14 protein-coding genes are annotated in these 14592 nt (G+C 66.9%); 4 read left to right on the forward strand and 10 right to left on the reverse strand.

All coding sequences use genetic code 11. The annotated features are described in order from the left end of the window. Positions 1-490 precede the first annotated feature (490 nt). The gene (locus tag EWE75_RS18950; RefSeq protein WP_130159676.1) at positions 491-919 is read right to left on the reverse strand and encodes a CBS domain-containing protein; all 429 of its coding nucleotides are present in this window, start codon (positions 917-919) and stop codon (positions 491-493) included. A gap of 77 nt (positions 920-996) precedes the next feature. Between EWE75_RS18950 and EWE75_RS18955 the strand changes: the two genes are divergently transcribed. Next, positions 997-1278, forward strand: coding sequence for a hypothetical protein (locus EWE75_RS18955; protein ID WP_130159677.1), 282 nt, complete (start codon positions 997-999; stop codon positions 1276-1278). A gap of 3 nt (positions 1279-1281) precedes the next feature. Here EWE75_RS18955 and EWE75_RS18960 read toward each other — a convergent pair whose 3' ends face one another. The 6 genes from EWE75_RS18960 to hisS all read right to left on the reverse strand — a co-directional run bounded on the left by EWE75_RS18960 (position 1282) and on the right by hisS (position 9261). Beyond that, positions 1282-2793, reverse strand: coding sequence for a DUF4139 domain-containing protein (locus EWE75_RS18960; protein WP_231708450.1), 1512 nt, complete (start codon positions 2791-2793; stop codon positions 1282-1284). After that, entirely contained in the window at positions 2793-4226 is a 1434-nt protein-coding gene (locus EWE75_RS18965) for a DUF4139 domain-containing protein (protein ID WP_130159679.1), read from the reverse strand. The genes EWE75_RS18960 and EWE75_RS18965 overlap by 1 nt, the downstream gene beginning before the upstream one ends. 253 nt (positions 4227-4479) lie before the next feature. After that, complete coding sequence (locus EWE75_RS18970) at positions 4480-5553, reverse strand: DUF4167 domain-containing protein (RefSeq protein ID WP_130159680.1); 1074 nt, start codon at positions 5551-5553, stop codon at positions 4480-4482. 263 nt (positions 5554-5816) lie between these two features. Beyond that, positions 5817-6626 (reverse strand): peptide chain release factor N(5)-glutamine methyltransferase, encoded by an 810-nt coding sequence (prmC, locus tag EWE75_RS18975; protein WP_231708452.1) that lies wholly within the window; start codon positions 6624-6626, stop codon positions 5817-5819. A gap of 112 nt (positions 6627-6738) precedes the next feature. Beyond that, on the reverse strand, positions 6739-7812 hold the full coding sequence (gene prfA, locus EWE75_RS18980) for a peptide chain release factor 1 (protein WP_130159682.1): 1074 nt from the start codon (positions 7810-7812) through the stop codon (positions 6739-6741). A gap of 216 nt (positions 7813-8028) precedes the next feature. Further along, positions 8029-9261 carry a histidine--tRNA ligase gene (gene hisS, locus EWE75_RS18985; protein ID WP_231708451.1) on the reverse strand — a complete coding sequence of 411 codons (1233 nt, stop codon included), beginning with the start codon at positions 9259-9261 and terminating at the stop codon, positions 8029-8031. Between the two features lie 94 nt (positions 9262-9355). Between hisS and EWE75_RS18990 the strand changes: the two genes are divergently transcribed. The 3 genes from EWE75_RS18990 to ppa all read left to right on the forward strand — a co-directional run bounded on the left by EWE75_RS18990 (position 9356) and on the right by ppa (position 12572). Beyond that, a complete protein-coding gene (locus EWE75_RS18990) occupies positions 9356-9997 on the forward strand; it encodes a DUF1345 domain-containing protein (protein WP_130159683.1) in 642 nt (213 codons plus the stop codon). 62 nt (positions 9998-10059) lie between these two features. Next, on the forward strand, positions 10060-11979 hold the full coding sequence (locus EWE75_RS18995) for a M61 family metallopeptidase (protein ID WP_130159714.1): 1920 nt from the start codon (positions 10060-10062) through the stop codon (positions 11977-11979). Positions 11980-12017: 38 nt separating this feature from the next. After that, the gene (ppa, locus tag EWE75_RS19000; RefSeq protein WP_130159684.1) at positions 12018-12572 is read left to right on the forward strand and encodes an inorganic diphosphatase; all 555 of its coding nucleotides are present in this window, start codon (positions 12018-12020) and stop codon (positions 12570-12572) included. Between the two features lie 144 nt (positions 12573-12716). On the opposite strand, the gene EWE75_RS19005 is transcribed toward ppa, so the two are convergent. Genes EWE75_RS19005 through EWE75_RS19015 form a run of 3 tightly spaced genes read right to left on the reverse strand, consistent with a single transcriptional unit; the run spans position 12717 to position 14439 of the window. After that, complete coding sequence (locus EWE75_RS19005; RefSeq protein ID WP_130159715.1) at positions 12717-13073, reverse strand: TfoX/Sxy family protein; 357 nt, start codon at positions 13071-13073, stop codon at positions 12717-12719. After that, entirely contained in the window at positions 13073-13552 is a 480-nt protein-coding gene (locus tag EWE75_RS19010) for a GNAT family N-acetyltransferase (RefSeq protein ID WP_130159685.1), read from the reverse strand. The genes EWE75_RS19005 and EWE75_RS19010 overlap by 1 nt, the downstream gene beginning before the upstream one ends. Beyond that, positions 13549-14439: a DMT family transporter gene (locus tag EWE75_RS19015; protein ID WP_206364814.1), complete on the reverse strand. Its 891-nt coding sequence runs from the start codon at positions 14437-14439 to the stop codon at positions 13549-13551. Before EWE75_RS19015 ends, EWE75_RS19010 begins: the two co-directional genes overlap by 4 nt. Positions 14440-14592 lie beyond the last annotated feature (153 nt).

The following is a 14592-nucleotide window of genomic DNA, read 5'->3' on the forward strand; positions in this document are numbered from 1 at the left end:
CGTTCATTCTGAGCCATGATCAAACTCTCAAGTTTATGTATGACAAGATCCAGGTGGAATGCCCCGATCAAGCCACTCATCTCAAGGAGCCGCTCTGCACATAACTTTACGTATGGATACGTGAAGGACATATAGAGCAGCTTAGCTTTAAACGAGTGTCCGACGCCTTGAAGCCGCCAGAACCCGCAAGCCGCCGCCCACATGTCCCTTCATCTAAACCAACAATGTCAAAGAGCGCAAAATACCGACGCCCAACCTAACCCCCTTTTACCGGGGCGGTTCAGCGCCGAAGATTTCGTGACCACCGCGACGGCCATGTCGGCCACCGCTGCGGTGACATCCCTCTACGGCCACTCCCCCACACCGTCAAACCCTTTTTGCACTTTTCTTACGATGCGACCCAGAAATGGCAGTTTTCCGCCACTTCCGCGTGACACTACGAAGTCACCAACCGCCCGAATCGCGCGCGCTGGCGATTCGGGCGGCGCATTCAGGCCGACTGGATGTAACTGCGCATCGCTTCGGCATCGGCTTCGATCCGGTCGATGCGATATTTGACGAGATCGCCGATCGAGATGAAGCCGATCATCCGCCCGCCCTCGATCACTGGCAGATGCCGGATACGCCGGCGCGTCATCAGCGAGAGCGCGCCCAGCACCGCCTCGGCGCGCGACACGGTGATCGCCGGCGCCGTCATCACATCGCCGATCTCCTGGTCGAGCGCCGCCGCGCCGTGGGTGGCAAGCGCGTGGATCACATCACGCTCGGAAAAGATCCCCGCCACGGTGTCGCCGTCGAGCACCGGCACCGCGCCGATCCGCTCGTCGGCGAGTAGCTTGACCGCCTCGGCGACGGTGGTGGTACGCGGAACCGCAGTGACGTCGGCGCTCTTGGTTTGCAGAATCGCTTCGATGGTCATGGCATCTCTCCTCGGCATACGCCCTTCCGGGTCTGGCCGTGCTTGAGAAATCCTCCTTTCGGGCGCAAAGCGCAAGCATGGACGAGCACCCGCATGGCCTCGACGATCCGGCTTCGGCGGCCTTCGCCTGGGCACGCTTCCGACGTATCCTGCTGTGGATGGCTATGGTGGCGGTGGTGTTCATCGCTGCGGCGATCTGGGGATTGCAAGCGGTCTATGGTCCGCTGTCGTTCATCGCCATTCTCGCCGTGATCGGCGGTGCGGGCGGATCGATCATGCTCGCGGCGGCGCTGATGGGGCTGGTGTTCCTCAGCTCAGGCACCGGCCATGACGAATCGGTCGATCGCCGCGACGACTGAGGCTCAGGGCTCGTCGATTTCCCGGTAGCGCAGAGTCACGCTGCCGTTGGCGGGCACGGTGACAGGCATGCGCAGCTTGCCCTCGCGGCGTACCAACGGCACCGAAGGTTTGCGGATGCGCGCCGGCACCGAGTCGATCTCGGCCTCGAAGCGGATCGGCTTCGCATTGGCGTTGCGGACGATCAGCCCGTACTCGTCCCAATGCTTGTTGGTGGCCGGGTGGGTGGTCTCGACGCTTACCTGAGTGGCGGTGGCGAAATCGACCTCAACATCCTCGCCGATCGCCTTGTCGGCGACCGCCCCCTCGCCGATCAGCAGCCGCGTACGCCCGCGCGGCGCGAACACCGCGACCGGGCCAGCGGGGAGCGGCATGCCGAGGCCCTTGTCTTCGCGGTTGGTCGCGCGCAGCACCATCCGCACCGGGCCGGCATCGCCGTCCTCCAAGCGAACGCGGTAGAGCAGCTCGACTGGCACGCCGCCGCGATCGAGCAGCGCGACCTGCTTTTGCGCCATCGCCGCGACCGTGGTGCGATCCGGCACGCGGTACAGCTTGAGGTCGCCGAGATCCTCCTGTTTCACGGCAACGCGGCGCCTTGAGGTGACGACGATGTCCATGGCGCCCTCCATCATCGGTGCCGGCGACACGACTGGAGGCGGGGGTGGTGGAACGCTCTGCTCTTCCAGCTCCGGTTCGGACAGGCATTGCAGCACCAGCGACGGCACATCGCGATCGTCGGGATCTGGCGCGCTGTCCTCGCGCTTGACCTTGCCTGCCACCACCATCGTCTCGGCATCGGGGAAGCTCGTCACGTCGCCGCTCGCCAGCGTCACCCACGCCAGCAGATCAGCGCTCGCACCATCGGGATGCACGCTCGCGACGTAATTAGCCTGCCAGTCGAACCCCCAGGCGAGATACGACAGCGTCAGCGTCACCGTCCGCGCGGCGGGTGAATCGACCTGAACCGACAGCGTCGGCGTATCGGGCAGCGTCGGCGGCACATCATGATAGCCGATAGCGTCCCGCCCACCGTGGCAATCGACCGCCTCGAACCCAGCCGCAGTCTGGACGATCGCGGCGCCGTCCGGCCCGGAGCGAAGGATACCCTCCTCCTCGACCACGCGCTTGCCGGTGCGGCGCCGGATCGTCACCGGGCGACCGAAGCTCGCGCCGTAGAGCGTGCGCGGCGAGAGCAGATCGGCGTCGAGGTTCTTCTCGCGCACGCCCTCGGGCAAGCCGCTGACGATCGCGCTTTCGGGGAGGATGCCCGCAGCAACCCCCTTGAAGCGGATCACCGCGCGCCCGGCGGGCAGCGTAACCGTACGCTGTTCGGTGACGAGCGCATAGCCGCGCAGCCAGTCGCGGTTGATCGCGGTCTTCGCCTCACGCTCGGGCGCGCGGTAGATCGTCACCGCGAGCTTCTGGGGCGCGGCCGAATCGATCGGCGGCGCATCCTGCGCCACCGATGGCGCAGCGAACGCGACCAGCACCGCCGCCGCCAGCGCGCGCGCGAGCATCAGAAGCGCGTGTCGAAGGTCGCGGTCAGGCTCGCCGATCCGTTGGCGGGCACGGCGACGTGCCACACCGCCTCATCGGCATCGACTCGCTCGCTCTTCTGGGTTTCGTCGAGGATGCGGGTGTCGTGCCACCAGTTGTCGAGCCCGGCCTGCGCCAGTTCGACCGTCACACCCTCGGCACGGGCATTGGTGATGCGGTAGCTCATCGTCGTGCGCCAGCGCGTGTCGCCGATCTTCTCGCGCTTCTCGACGACGGGCAGGATCTTCACGTCGAACGCCTCGCCGGTCTTCAGCGCGAGGGCGGACCCCATCGGCGTGTGCGGGATCGCGCTCTCGCCGATGAACTGCGGGCTGCCACGCACGTCGCGCATATAGACGCGCACCGTGCCGGCGGGCAGCGCATCGCCCAGCCCGCCGCTTTTGGAAGAAGAGAATTTCAGCACGGTATCGACGCTGGCTGCCTCGTCGAGCTTGCCGAGCCAGGTGTTGCGATAAAAATACGCCTTGGCGGCGGGCACGCCGCCGACGTTAAGGAAGCTGACCTGCTTGGTTTGCGCGTTGGCGATCGTGGTGCGGTCAGCGAGCGGATAAACGTAGAAATCGCCGAGCTGCTCGCGCGCGCTCGTCTCGGTGCCGGGCTGGTTGCCGCGCGGTTGCCGGTTCACCTGGAAGCGGTTGGGGCGATAGCTATTGCCGTCATTGTCATCGCCGCCGACCGTACCCGCCACCAGCAAAGTGTGCGCGTTGGTGAAGGTGGTGCCGCTGGTGTTCGAGAGCGTTACCCAACCCTGCACGTCGAGCTTGCCGGCGCGCTCATCGAACAGCGCGACATAATCGGCCTTCCAGCCAAGCCCGCGCGACAGATAGCTGAGCGTCACCGGACGCGCGCCCGCCGCCTCGGCATCGAGCGTGATCGACAGCGTCGGCCGCGCGCGCAACCCCGCCGGCAGTGACGGGAACACGACATGCGCGTTGGCGCCGAGCACTTCGATGCGGTTGCCGATCTGGACGATCGTGCCACCATTGTTGGCGAGCACGCGCGCGCTCTCGCGCGTCTCGGCGCCGGTGCCGGGGTTGGTCCGCACCACCGTCACGGTCTGGCCGACCGCTTTGTCCATCAGCTTGCCGGGCGAGAGCAGGTCGTAATCGAAATTCTGCTCGACGATCGCGGCGCCGGGCGCGGCCAGCGTCACCGTTTCGGGGCGAATCTGCGCGGAGACATCGGGGAAGTCCTGCCGGCTGCTCCCGCGCGGCAGCGTGATCTGGCGCTTGTCCTGCACGAGCGCGAGATCGTTATTGTAGATCGTGACGGAAACATCGCCCTGCGCGCTCGGGCTGAGGCTGGCATTGGCGCCGGGCGCATCGGGCGCGGTCTGCGCGAACGCGGGCATTGCGACCAGCGCCAGCACCGCCGTCGAAACTCCAAGCCGCATCGCTCTCTCCCGGTTAACGCGCTGGCGTTACGCTAGGGCCACTACGGGACGATGACAATGCGGGGAGTTTGAGAGGAAGACGGGAAGCCGTTCTCATATACTTGCGCACAAACCGTTCGTGCCGAGCGCAGTCGAGGCACCTGCGCTCTCGGCCCCCTCGACTTCGCTCGGGGCGAACGGATGGAGGAAAGCGAACCTACCAACCCCGTTCGTGCTTCGACTTGCTCAGCACGAACGGGAGGGGGTGGCGTGTTTACGCCTGAACCGGCTCGGTCGCGGGCGGACGGCCGCGACGGCGGCGTGGCTTTTCGGCCGGCTCGGCTTCCGCGTCGGCGGCAGGTGCGGTGTCCTGAACCGGCGTCGGCGCGGACGGAGCGATGCTCGCCGTGAGCGACGGCGGCAACAGGCCGGCGTCGAAGGTCGGCGCTGGCTCGGCATCGACCGGGACCACGCGGCGCGGGCGGCCACGACGGCGCGGCTCGGCGGCGGGCGCCTCGGCGACCGGCGCTTCGGGTGCGGGCGTCACGGCCGCGACGGCAACCTCGGGCTGCTCGCCACGGACCAGCACGGGGATCGGCGCGGGGGTCGGCACGGGCGCCTGCTCGGCGACCGCAGGCTGCTGCTCGGCGCGCGGCGCGTCCTGGCGGGTTTCCGCACGGTTGTCCTGACGCACGTCTTGACGCCCATCCTGACGGTTACCGTCGCGCTGCGGGCGGCGATCGTCGGCGAAGCGCTCCTGGCGCGGCTGGCGCTCGGGCCGGTCGTCGCGGCGCGGACGCTCGTCGTCATACTGGCCGTTGCCGTTGCCGTTTCGCTGGCCACCATTCTGGCCGTTCTGCGATCCGGTCTGGGCGTCGTTCCGGACCCCGTTCTGGGCATAGCCGTTGCCATTGCCGTTGTGGTTGCCGGTGTTCTGCTGGCGCGGCGGCTGCGACTGTTGCGGCGGCGATTGCTCGCCGCGGATCGGCTCGCCCTCGTCCTCGTAATCCTGCTCGTCTTCGTCGAACGTGTTGGCACCGCCGGGGCGACGCCCCTGCTGCCCCTGCGCCGACGGATTGGTCTCCTCGAAACGCGCGCGCGTCTCGGCGAGCACGCGGAAGTAATGATCCGCGAACTGGAGATAATATTCGGTGTTGACGCGGTCACCCTGCATCTGCGCGTCGCGTGCCAGCGCCTTGTATTTCTCAAGGAGCTGCGCCGCGTTGCCGCGCGCCCGATTGTCGATACGGTTGCCATTGTCCTGGCCGCGACCTGGATTGCCACCCTGCGAGCGCTGCTGCTGCCCGCCACGACCGCGACGACGGCCGGCTTGACGATTGTTAATCAACTGCTTTTTGTCCTGTCCTTCGAAACCAAACCGGCGTGTGCTCCACGAGTATGTGAATGCATGCCCCTGGCCATTCTGACGCAGACCAAGTCTGGCGCCGAAAGCCTGCCACGATCGCCGGACCACAGCGATTTCATGACGAAGGAGGCGGGCAACATCCCGATATCGGCCTAACTACGGCGAAATCGTATGCCCCAACACCCGCTTGATAGCGGGTGACGCGCGATTATCCAAGCGGAATATTGTGTCCGTTCAGAGACGAATCACGCCGCGATCAGCGCGCGCGCATGCCCGGCGAGATCACGCCGCACCGTCACCGCGAAACCGGCGGCGACGAGCAGGTGCGAAACAGCGTCGGCCTGTGTCGCGCCGATTTCGAGGATCGCCGCGCCGCCGGCGGCGAGCAGCGGCGCGAGCTGGGGCACGATCGCGCGGTAATCGGCGAGCCCATCCTCGCCCGCGAACAGCGCCGCGCCCGGCTCATGGTCGCGCACCTCGCGCGGCAGCGTCTCGTGCATGCCGATATAGGGCGGATTGGCGAGGATCAGGTCGAACGCCCCCTCGATCCCCGCCGCCCAGTCGCCGAGCCGGAAATCGGCGCGGGTCGCCATGCCGAGATCGCGCGCATTGCGCCGCGCATAGTCAAGCGCCTGCGCCGAGGCATCGACGCCCAACCCGGTCGCCTGCGGCCAGTGATCGAGCGCCGCGAGCAGCAATGTCCCAGGCCCGGTGCCGAGATCGAGAATGCGCGCCGGCGGGCGTGCGTCGAAATGCTCGATCGCCGCCTCGATCAGCGTCTCGCTATCCGCGCGCGGCACCAGCACGCCGGGGCCGACCGCAAGCTCGATCGTCCAGAACGCACGGCGGCCGGTGATGTACGCGATCGGTTCGTGGTTCAGGCGACGCGCGAGCAGCGGGGCGAACGCATCGGGCGCGGGATCGTCGAGGTGATTGAGCAGCAACGCCTCGCGGGTGATGCCCAGCGCGTGCGCTATGAGCAGTTCGGCATCGAGACGCGGGGTAGGCGAAACATCAGCAAGGCCACGCGCCGCCGCGGCAAGCGCTGCCCTAATCTCCCTCTCCCCTCCGGGGAGAGGGCCGGGGAGAGGGTCAGTACGAGGCGGTGTCGCCTGAGACTGCCCCTCTCCCAACCCTCTCCCCGGAGGGGAGAGGGCTTTTTCGGACTCACCCATCCAACGACGCCAGCCGCTCCGCCTCATCCTCGGCGATCAGCGCGCCGAGCAGCTCGTCCATCTCGCCCTGCAGGATTTCCGGCAAACGGTGCAGCGTCAGGTTGATACGGTGATCGGTCACCCGCCCCTGCGGGAAATTATACGTCCGAATCCGCTCAGAACGATCGCCCGACCCGACCATCGACTTGCGCGCCCCCGCCCGCTCCGAATGCAGCCGCTCGCGCTCCATCTCGTACAGCCGCGTACGCAACACCTTCAAAGCCTTGGCCTTGTTCTTGTGCTGCGATTTCTCGTCCTGCTGGATCACGGTCAGCCCGGTCGGGATGTGGACGATCCGCACCGCCGAATCGGTGGTGTTGACCGACTGCCCGCCCGGTCCCGACGATCGGTACACGTCGATGCGCAAATCCTTGTCGTCGATCTTGATGTCGACATCCTCGGCCTCGGGCAGCACCGCCACCGTCGCCGCCGAGGTGTGGATTCGCCCGCCCGCCTCGGTGGTCGGCACGCGCTGGACGCGGTGGACGCCGCTTTCGAACTTCAACCGCGCGAACACGCCCTTGCCCTCGACCGAGGCGATCGCTTCCTTGAAGCCGCCACTTTCCGAGGACGAGGCCGAGATCAGCTCGACTCGCCAGCCCTGCCGCTCGGCATAGCGCTGGTACATGCGGAACAGGTCGCCCGCGAACAGCGCCGCCTCGTCGCCGCCGGTGCCGGCGCGGATTTCGAGCATCGCCGCGCGCTCGTCAGCGGCATCGCGCGGCAGCAGCGCGAGCGCGAGCGCGCGTTCCGCCTGCGGCAGCGCGGTGCGGATCGAATCGCCCTCGTCGCGCGCCATCTGCTTGAGCTCGGGGTCGCCCTCTTCCTCCATGTCCGACAGCTCATCGAGTTCGGCGCGCAACCGCCGCACCTCACCCGCCGCGCGCGCGACGGGCTCAAGCTCGGCATATTCCTTCGACACCGCGACGAACCGCTCGGACGGCAAATCGCCGCGCGCCATCTGCGCCTGCAACTCGTCCCGCCGCGCCTCGATCTGCGCGATCCGCTCGGGGGAGATGGTGGTCATAGCGCCACGCACCCCCGCCGTTCTCCCGCGAAAGCGGGAGTCCAGGGTCGCGGAGCGCAGCGCGTGTGGCTCTGGACCCCAGCGTGCGCGGGGGAACGGGTAGTGGCGGTCATGCCCCCATCTCCGTCACCCCAGCGAAAGCTGGGGTCTTGCGCGGCTCGCGCGCGCTCCGAAACGCAGAGACCCCAGCGTCCGCTGGGGTGACGAAAGCCGACGTCACAGCGCCGCCGCCAACACGTCGGCGATCTTCGATGCGCCGCCATCGATGACCCGCGCGTTGACCTTGGTCGCACCGGCGTCGAGGCTGAGTTGGACGATCTCGGCAGGCGCCAGCTTGAGCGCCTTGTCGTAGCGTTTGCGCGGCGAACCGCTGGCGACCAACGTCGTGACATGCCCGGCGCGGCGCAGCGCGGCGGTCAGCGCGAGCGCGGACGCATAGGCATCGTCCTGCTCGACCACGACGGCGACGTCGAGCGTCTCCACCACCGGCTCCGCCACCAGCATCGCCAGCCGCTCGATCCCAGCCGCCCAGCCAACGCCCGGCGTCGCCGGACCGCCAAGGCTTTCGATCAGCCCGTCATAACGCCCGCCGGCCAACACCGTGCCCTGCGCGCCCAACCGATCGGTGACGAACTCGAACGCGGTGTGGCGGTAATAATCCAGCCCGCGCACCAGCCGCCCGTTGCGCGTCCACGCCACGCCCGCCGCGTCCAGCCCCTTGGTCACGCTTTCGAAGAACGCGCCCGCCTCTGCGGTGAGATAGTCGTCGATCCCCGGCGCGGCATCGGCGATCGGCCGGTCGCGCGGGTCTTTCGAATCAAGAATCCGCAGCGGGTTCTTCTCCAGCCGCGCAAGGCTGTCCTCGCTCAGTTCCCCGCGATGCGCCTCGAAATGCGCCACCAGCGCCGCCCGCCACGCATCGCGCGTCTCTGCATCGCCCAAAGTGTTGAGCTGCAGCGTCACCCCATCGGCGATGCCGAGTTCGTGCAACAACTGGTCGGCCAGCACCAGCAACTCCACATCCGCCGCCGGTTCGGCCGCGCCGATCACCTCGGCGTCGATCTGGTGGAACTGGCGGAAGCGGCCCTTTTGCGGGCGCTCGTACCGGAACACCGGGCCGTGCGTGGCGAGCTTGAGCGGCGCATATTGCTGCCACCCCTCGGTCAGATAGGCGCGCGCGATGCCGGCGGTGAACTCGGGCCGCAGCGTCAGCGAATCGCCGCCGCGATCCTCGAACGTGTACATCTCCTTGGAGACCACGTCGGTCGTCTCGCCGAGCGAGCGCGCGAACACCGCAGTGCTCTCGAACACCGGAATGTCGAGCCGCTGGAAGCAATAGAGTTTCCGCACGCGCTCGAACGTCTCGACGACGTGCGCGAAGCGGCGCTGCTCCTCGCCGAAGATGTCCTGCGTGCCGCGGATGCGTTTTGGGGTTTCGATGCGTGCCATAAAGCCGCGTCCTCTAGGCCCAAGCCGCGCGCTTGAAAAGCGGGTGGCGGAAAGCTCGTGACGCACCGCCACGCGTCGGGTAGCGCTTCGCGCCATGCAGCGCTTCAATCTCGGTCATACCGTCGCCCCGCCGCGCTTCATCGCGTTCGGGTTCGTCTTCGTGGTCGGCCTCGCCACTGCGATCCCCGCGCTCGGCTGGAGCCGGGGCGCGATGGCGGCGTTCGATGCGGCGAGTCTGGTGTTCCTCGTCCTCATCTCGTCGCTGCTGCGCGATGTCCAGATCGACACCATCCGCCACGCCGCGCGCAACAACGACGCCAATCGCGCCGGGCTGCTCGTGCTGACCGGCGTGACGATGCTGACCATCCTCGTCGCCGTCTTCAAGGAATTGCAGGGCAAGAACGATCTCAAGATCATTGCGCTGGTCATCGCGACTTTGGTGCTGAGTTGGCTGTTCTCGAACACCGTCTACGCGCTGCACTACGCGCACATGTATTACAGCGAGGCCGAGGGCAAGGATTCGGGCGGGCTCGATATCCCCAAATGCGACGAGCCTGATTATTGGGATTTCCTCTATTTCAGCTTCACGCTCGGCATGACCTTCCAGACCTCGGACGTCGAGATCACCTCGCGGCGGATACGCCGCGTCGTGCTCGGCCAATGCCTCGCCGCGTTCGTGTTCAACCTCGGCGTGCTGGCCTTCACGATCAATACGCTGGGTAGCGCCGGGAACTGACTGGACGAAGCCCCGCAAGCGGCGCTAGGCTGGTGACATCACTCCCTTTTCCGCTGGACTTCATGCACCGCACACTCCCCCATGCATTTGGCGCCCTCGCGCTCGGCGCCCTCGCCGCCCTCCCCGCTTACGCCGAAAATTCGAAGCCGCAGCCGGCGCCGTTCACGGACACCATTCCGGCGGCGCGCGACGTGGCGTTCCCCGGCACCGTCACGCTCGACATCGACGCGACCGACACGCGGCGCGGCATCTTCACCACGCGCGAGACGATCAGCGGCGTGTCGGCTGGGCATATGGTGCTGCTGTTCCCGAAATGGCTGCCCGGCAATCACTCGCCGACTGGCCAGATCGACAAGCTCGCCGGGCTGCACATCATGGCCGGCGGCACGGAGATCGCCTGGACTCGCGATCCGGTCGATGTCTACGCCTTCCATATCGACGTGCCGCAAGGCGCGACCGCGCTCGACATCAAGCTGCAATTCCTGTCCGCGACCAAGAGCGATCAGGGTTCGATCGTGATGTCGCAGAACCTGCTGCGGCTCCAGTGGAACTCGATGAGCCTCTATCCGGCGGGCTATTTCACCCGGCAGATCCCGGTGCAGGCGACCGTGAAATACCCCGACGGCTGGACCGCCGCCTCGGGCCTGCCATCGACGGCGACCGGATCGACCTATCGCTACCAGCCGACCAATTACGAGGTGCTGGTCGATTCGCCGGTGCTCGCCGGCCGCTATTACAAGAAGTGGGCGCTGTCGCCGCGCGTCAACCTCGACGTGTTCGCCGACAACGCCGCCGAACTCGCCGCCACCCCGGAACAGATCGCCGCGCACGAGCGGCTCGTCGCCCAGGCGGTCAAGCTGTTCGGGGCGCAGCATTACGACACCTACGAATTCCTGCTCGCCATCTCGGACCAGATCGGCGGCATCGGCCTCGAACATCACCGCTCGTCGGAAGACGGGGTCAAGCCCGGCTATTTCCTCAACTGGAAGGATGGCCCCGGCCCGCGCAACCTGCTGCCGCACGAATATACGCATAGCTGGGACGGCAAGTTCCGCCGTGGCGCCGAACTGTGGACGCCCGATTTCCGCGCGCCGATGATCGACACTTCGCTGTGGGTCTATGAGGGCCAGACCCAATTCTGGGGCTATGTACTTCAGGCCCGCTCGGGGATCGTGTCGAAGCAGGACACGCTCGACATGTATGCGTCGATCCTCGCCGCGCTCGATAACCGGCCCGGCCGCAACTGGAAGCCGCTGATCGACACCACCAACGATCCCACCATGTCGCAGCGCCGCCCGCGCGGCTGGGTGAGCTATCAGCGCTCGGAAGATTATTACAACGAGGGCCTGCTGGTGTGGATGGAGGTCGATTCGATCCTCCGCCGCGAATCGAAGGGCAAGAAATCGATCGACGATTTCGCGCGCGCCTTCTTCGGGCTGACCGACGGCGATTACGGCGAAGTCACCTACACGTTCGACGATGTCGCCAAGACGCTCAACCAGATCCTGCCCTATGACTGGGCCGGGCTGCTCCACAAGCGCCTGACTGAGACCGGCGCGCCCGCGCCCATCACTGGCTTCGCCGCCAACGGCTACAAGCTCGTCTATACCGAGGAGCCATCGCCCGCCTTCAAGGATGCTGAGAAGACCCGCAAGATCACCGATCTCAGCTATTCGCTCGGTGTGACGATCGGCAAGGATGCCGAGATCACCGCCGTCGGCTGGAACACGCCCGCGTTCAAGGCGGCGCTGACCCCGGGCGACACGATCGTCGCGGTGAACGGCGCGGCCTATACCGACGCCGCGCTCAAGGCCGCGATCACCGCCGCCAAGACGGCCCCCGCGCCGATTGCGCTGATGATCAAGCACGGCACCGCGATCGACACCGTAACCATCGACTATCACGGCGGTCTACGCTATCCGCATCTCGAAAAGATCGGCTCTGGAGAGAGTGGTCTGGATCGCTTGCTGCAGCCGCGCTAACGCGCGGCCATCGACCAACAGGGACAGGACACACAAGAATGCGGATCGACATGATTCCCACGGGCAAGAACCCGCCGGAAGACCTCAACGTCATCATCGAAGTTCCCGTCGGCGGCGAGCCGGTCAAATACGAATTCGACAAGGCCAGCGGCGCCTTGTTCGTCGATCGCATCCTGCACACGCCGATGCGCTATCCGGCGAACTACGGCTTCATCCCGCACACGCTGTCGCCCGATGGCGATCCGCTCGACGCGCTGGTCATCGCGCGCTCGCCGTTCATCCCCGGCTGCGTGGTCCGCGTCCGCCCGATCGCGGTGCTCAACCTCGAGGACGAAGCCGGCGGCGACGAGAAATTGCTGACCGTGCCGGTCGACGCGACTTTCCCGTACTACAGCAAGATCGGCGAAGGCAGCGACCTGCCCGAGATCGTGATGCAGCAGATCGAGCATTTCTTCACCCACTACAAAGATCTCGAGAAGAAGAAGTGGGTCCGCGTCGGCAAGTGGCTCGGCGCCGACGATGCCAAGCGCATCGTGCTCGAAGCGATCGAACGCTACGAACAGTCGAACAAAAAAGAACCCTCGGCAACCTGATCGGCCGCGTTTAAACCGTCGCCCCGGCGCAGGCCGGGGCCGCTGCGTGTCGGGCACCCGGCTCACCAAATTACGCAGCGGCCCCGGCCTTCGGGCCCCATCAAAGTATTACTTTGATGGGATGCCCTGCGCCGGGGCGACGGGTTATTTCTTCTTCCGCTTCACCTTCACCGGCGCACGCCGACTCGCCGCGATCGCCAGCCCGGCCCATTCGCGCATCGCCTCGGCATCATCATACACGTCGTCCGGCGCACGGCGGTAGTTGATCGACTGCACCTTGCCGCCCTCACGCGTCACCGAAAACCGCTCGGCATGGATCGCATCCCACGCGGCATCGCTCTCGGTATCGGCCTTGAACCACAAGGCATCGAACGCGAGGATCGCGAAAGCGAACCCGTCACAATAGAGCGAAGCGCCGCCGAACAACCGCTTGCGGCTGATCGCTCCAAGCGGCGCGCACGCCTCCGCCACCCAATCGGCCAGCCCCGTGTCGATCGCCATCAGCGCCCGGCGAGCTTCGTCAGCGCGCCGCCCGAAACGCGCTGCACGGTCCATTCCTCCATCGCCTCGGCTCCGATCCGGCGATACAGCTCAACGGCGGGCGTGTTCCAGTCGAGCACCCACCATTCGAACCGCGCGCAACCGCGATCGACCGCCACGCCGGCAAGCTCGCGCAACAGCGCCGACCCCGCCCCGGCCCCGCGCGCATCGGGCGTGATGTAGAGATCGTCGAGCCAGATCCCGCGCACCCCCGTCCAGGTCGAGAAGGTGTGATAAAACACCGCCATGCCGACGCGGACGCCGTCGATCTCGGCGATCAGCGCCTCCGCCGCCGGATGCGCGCCGAACAAGGCTTCGTGCAGCAGCGCCTCGGTCGCGACCACCGCCTCGGGCTCCTTCTCGAACGCGGCGAGCTCGCGCACGAAGCCGAGGATCGTCGGCACATCGTCGGGGCGGGCGAAGCGGATCGTCACGGTCACAAACTGGTCTCCAATAGCGGCGTGCGCGGACGGGCACGCAGGCCAGCCACGCAGCCGACGATGATGAGCGCCGCGCCGCCCAGCGTATAGGGCGACAGCCTCTCCGAAAACACCAGCCAGCCGAGCAGCGACGCCCACACGAAGCCGGTATATTCGCTCGGCGCGAGGTCACTCGCCCGGCCGCGCGCATAGGCCCAGGACAGCAGCATCAAAGATGTCGTCGCCAGCGCCGCCGCGCCGACCAGCGCAGGCCAGTACCGCACCGCCGGCGGCGTGCCGAACACGGGGGCTGCGGCAAGGAAGATCGCCGCGACGATGGTGGTCTGGAAGAAAGCGATCTCGACCGGCTTGGCGACCAGCGCTTGCTGGCGCATCAGGATAATATTCCACGCATAGCACAACGCCGAGCCGAGCACCGCGAACGACCCAAGCAGCGCCTCCGGCCCGATCGCGGCGCGCGCCTGCCCCGCGAAGATAATCGCAATTCCCGCGAGCGCGACGCCCGAGCCGATCAGCGTCCCGCGCCCGATCCGTTCGTGCAGCAGCACGGCGGCGAGCAGCAACGCGGCGAGCGGCGCGACGAAGGTCAGCGCCACCGCCTGCGCCATCGGCACCCGCGCGAGGCCCCAGAAGAACAGGATCGTCATCGCCGCCGAAATCCCGCCGCGCAGCAGATGCACGCGCAACACGGCGCGCGTTGGCCAGGGGGTACGCGCGGCAAGGAAGATCGCGCCGGTGATGAGCGTCCCCGCCAGGCTGCGCCACAGAATCGCGTTATACGCGCCGATCGCGAGCGCGAGCCCCTTCATCACCGCGTCCATCGACGAGAACACGGCGATCCCGAGCGTCGCGACGGCAAAGGCGATGGCGGGAGACGGCGGCTTCATCACGCCGGCGTGTAGCGGCGCAGCGCGAGAACGTCAGCGAAATCCTATCGTCGCCCCGGCGCAGGCCGGGGCCGCTGCGTAATTTGACGACCCGGTTGCCCTACACCCAGCGGCCCCCGCCCGCGCCCGGGCGCACAAGGTGGGTTTACCAAC

Origin of the sequence: Sphingomonas populi (assembly GCF_004208535.1) — a bacterium.
Classification (GTDB): domain Bacteria; phylum Pseudomonadota; class Alphaproteobacteria; order Sphingomonadales; family Sphingomonadaceae; genus Sphingomonas; species Sphingomonas populi.

Coding starts and splice junctions, on each gene's coding strand:
- EWE75_RS18950 (WP_130159676.1), bottom strand. CDS start 919: ATGACCATCGAAGCGATTCTGCAAACCAAGAGCGCCGACGTCACTGCG.
- EWE75_RS18955 (WP_130159677.1), top strand. CDS start 997: ATGGACGAGCACCCGCATGGCCTCGACGATCCGGCTTCGGCGGCCTTC.
- EWE75_RS18960 (WP_231708450.1), bottom strand. CDS start 2,793: ATGCTCGCGCGCGCGCTGGCGGCGGCGGTGCTGGTCGCGTTCGCTGCG.
- EWE75_RS18965 (WP_130159679.1), bottom strand. CDS start 4,226: ATGCGGCTTGGAGTTTCGACGGCGGTGCTGGCGCTGGTCGCAATGCCC.
- prfA (WP_130159682.1), bottom strand. CDS start 7,812: ATGACCACCATCTCCCCCGAGCGGATCGCGCAGATCGAGGCGCGGCGG.
- hisS (WP_231708451.1), bottom strand. CDS start 9,261: ATGGCACGCATCGAAACCCCAAAACGCATCCGCGGCACGCAGGACATC.
- EWE75_RS18990 (WP_130159683.1), top strand. CDS start 9,356: ATGCAGCGCTTCAATCTCGGTCATACCGTCGCCCCGCCGCGCTTCATC.
- EWE75_RS18995 (WP_130159714.1), top strand. CDS start 10,060: ATGCACCGCACACTCCCCCATGCATTTGGCGCCCTCGCGCTCGGCGCC.
- ppa (WP_130159684.1), top strand. CDS start 12,018: ATGCGGATCGACATGATTCCCACGGGCAAGAACCCGCCGGAAGACCTC.
- EWE75_RS19005 (WP_130159715.1), bottom strand. CDS start 13,073: ATGGCGATCGACACGGGGCTGGCCGATTGGGTGGCGGAGGCGTGCGCG.
- EWE75_RS19015 (WP_206364814.1), bottom strand. CDS start 14,439: ATGAAGCCGCCGTCTCCCGCCATCGCCTTTGCCGTCGCGACGCTCGGG.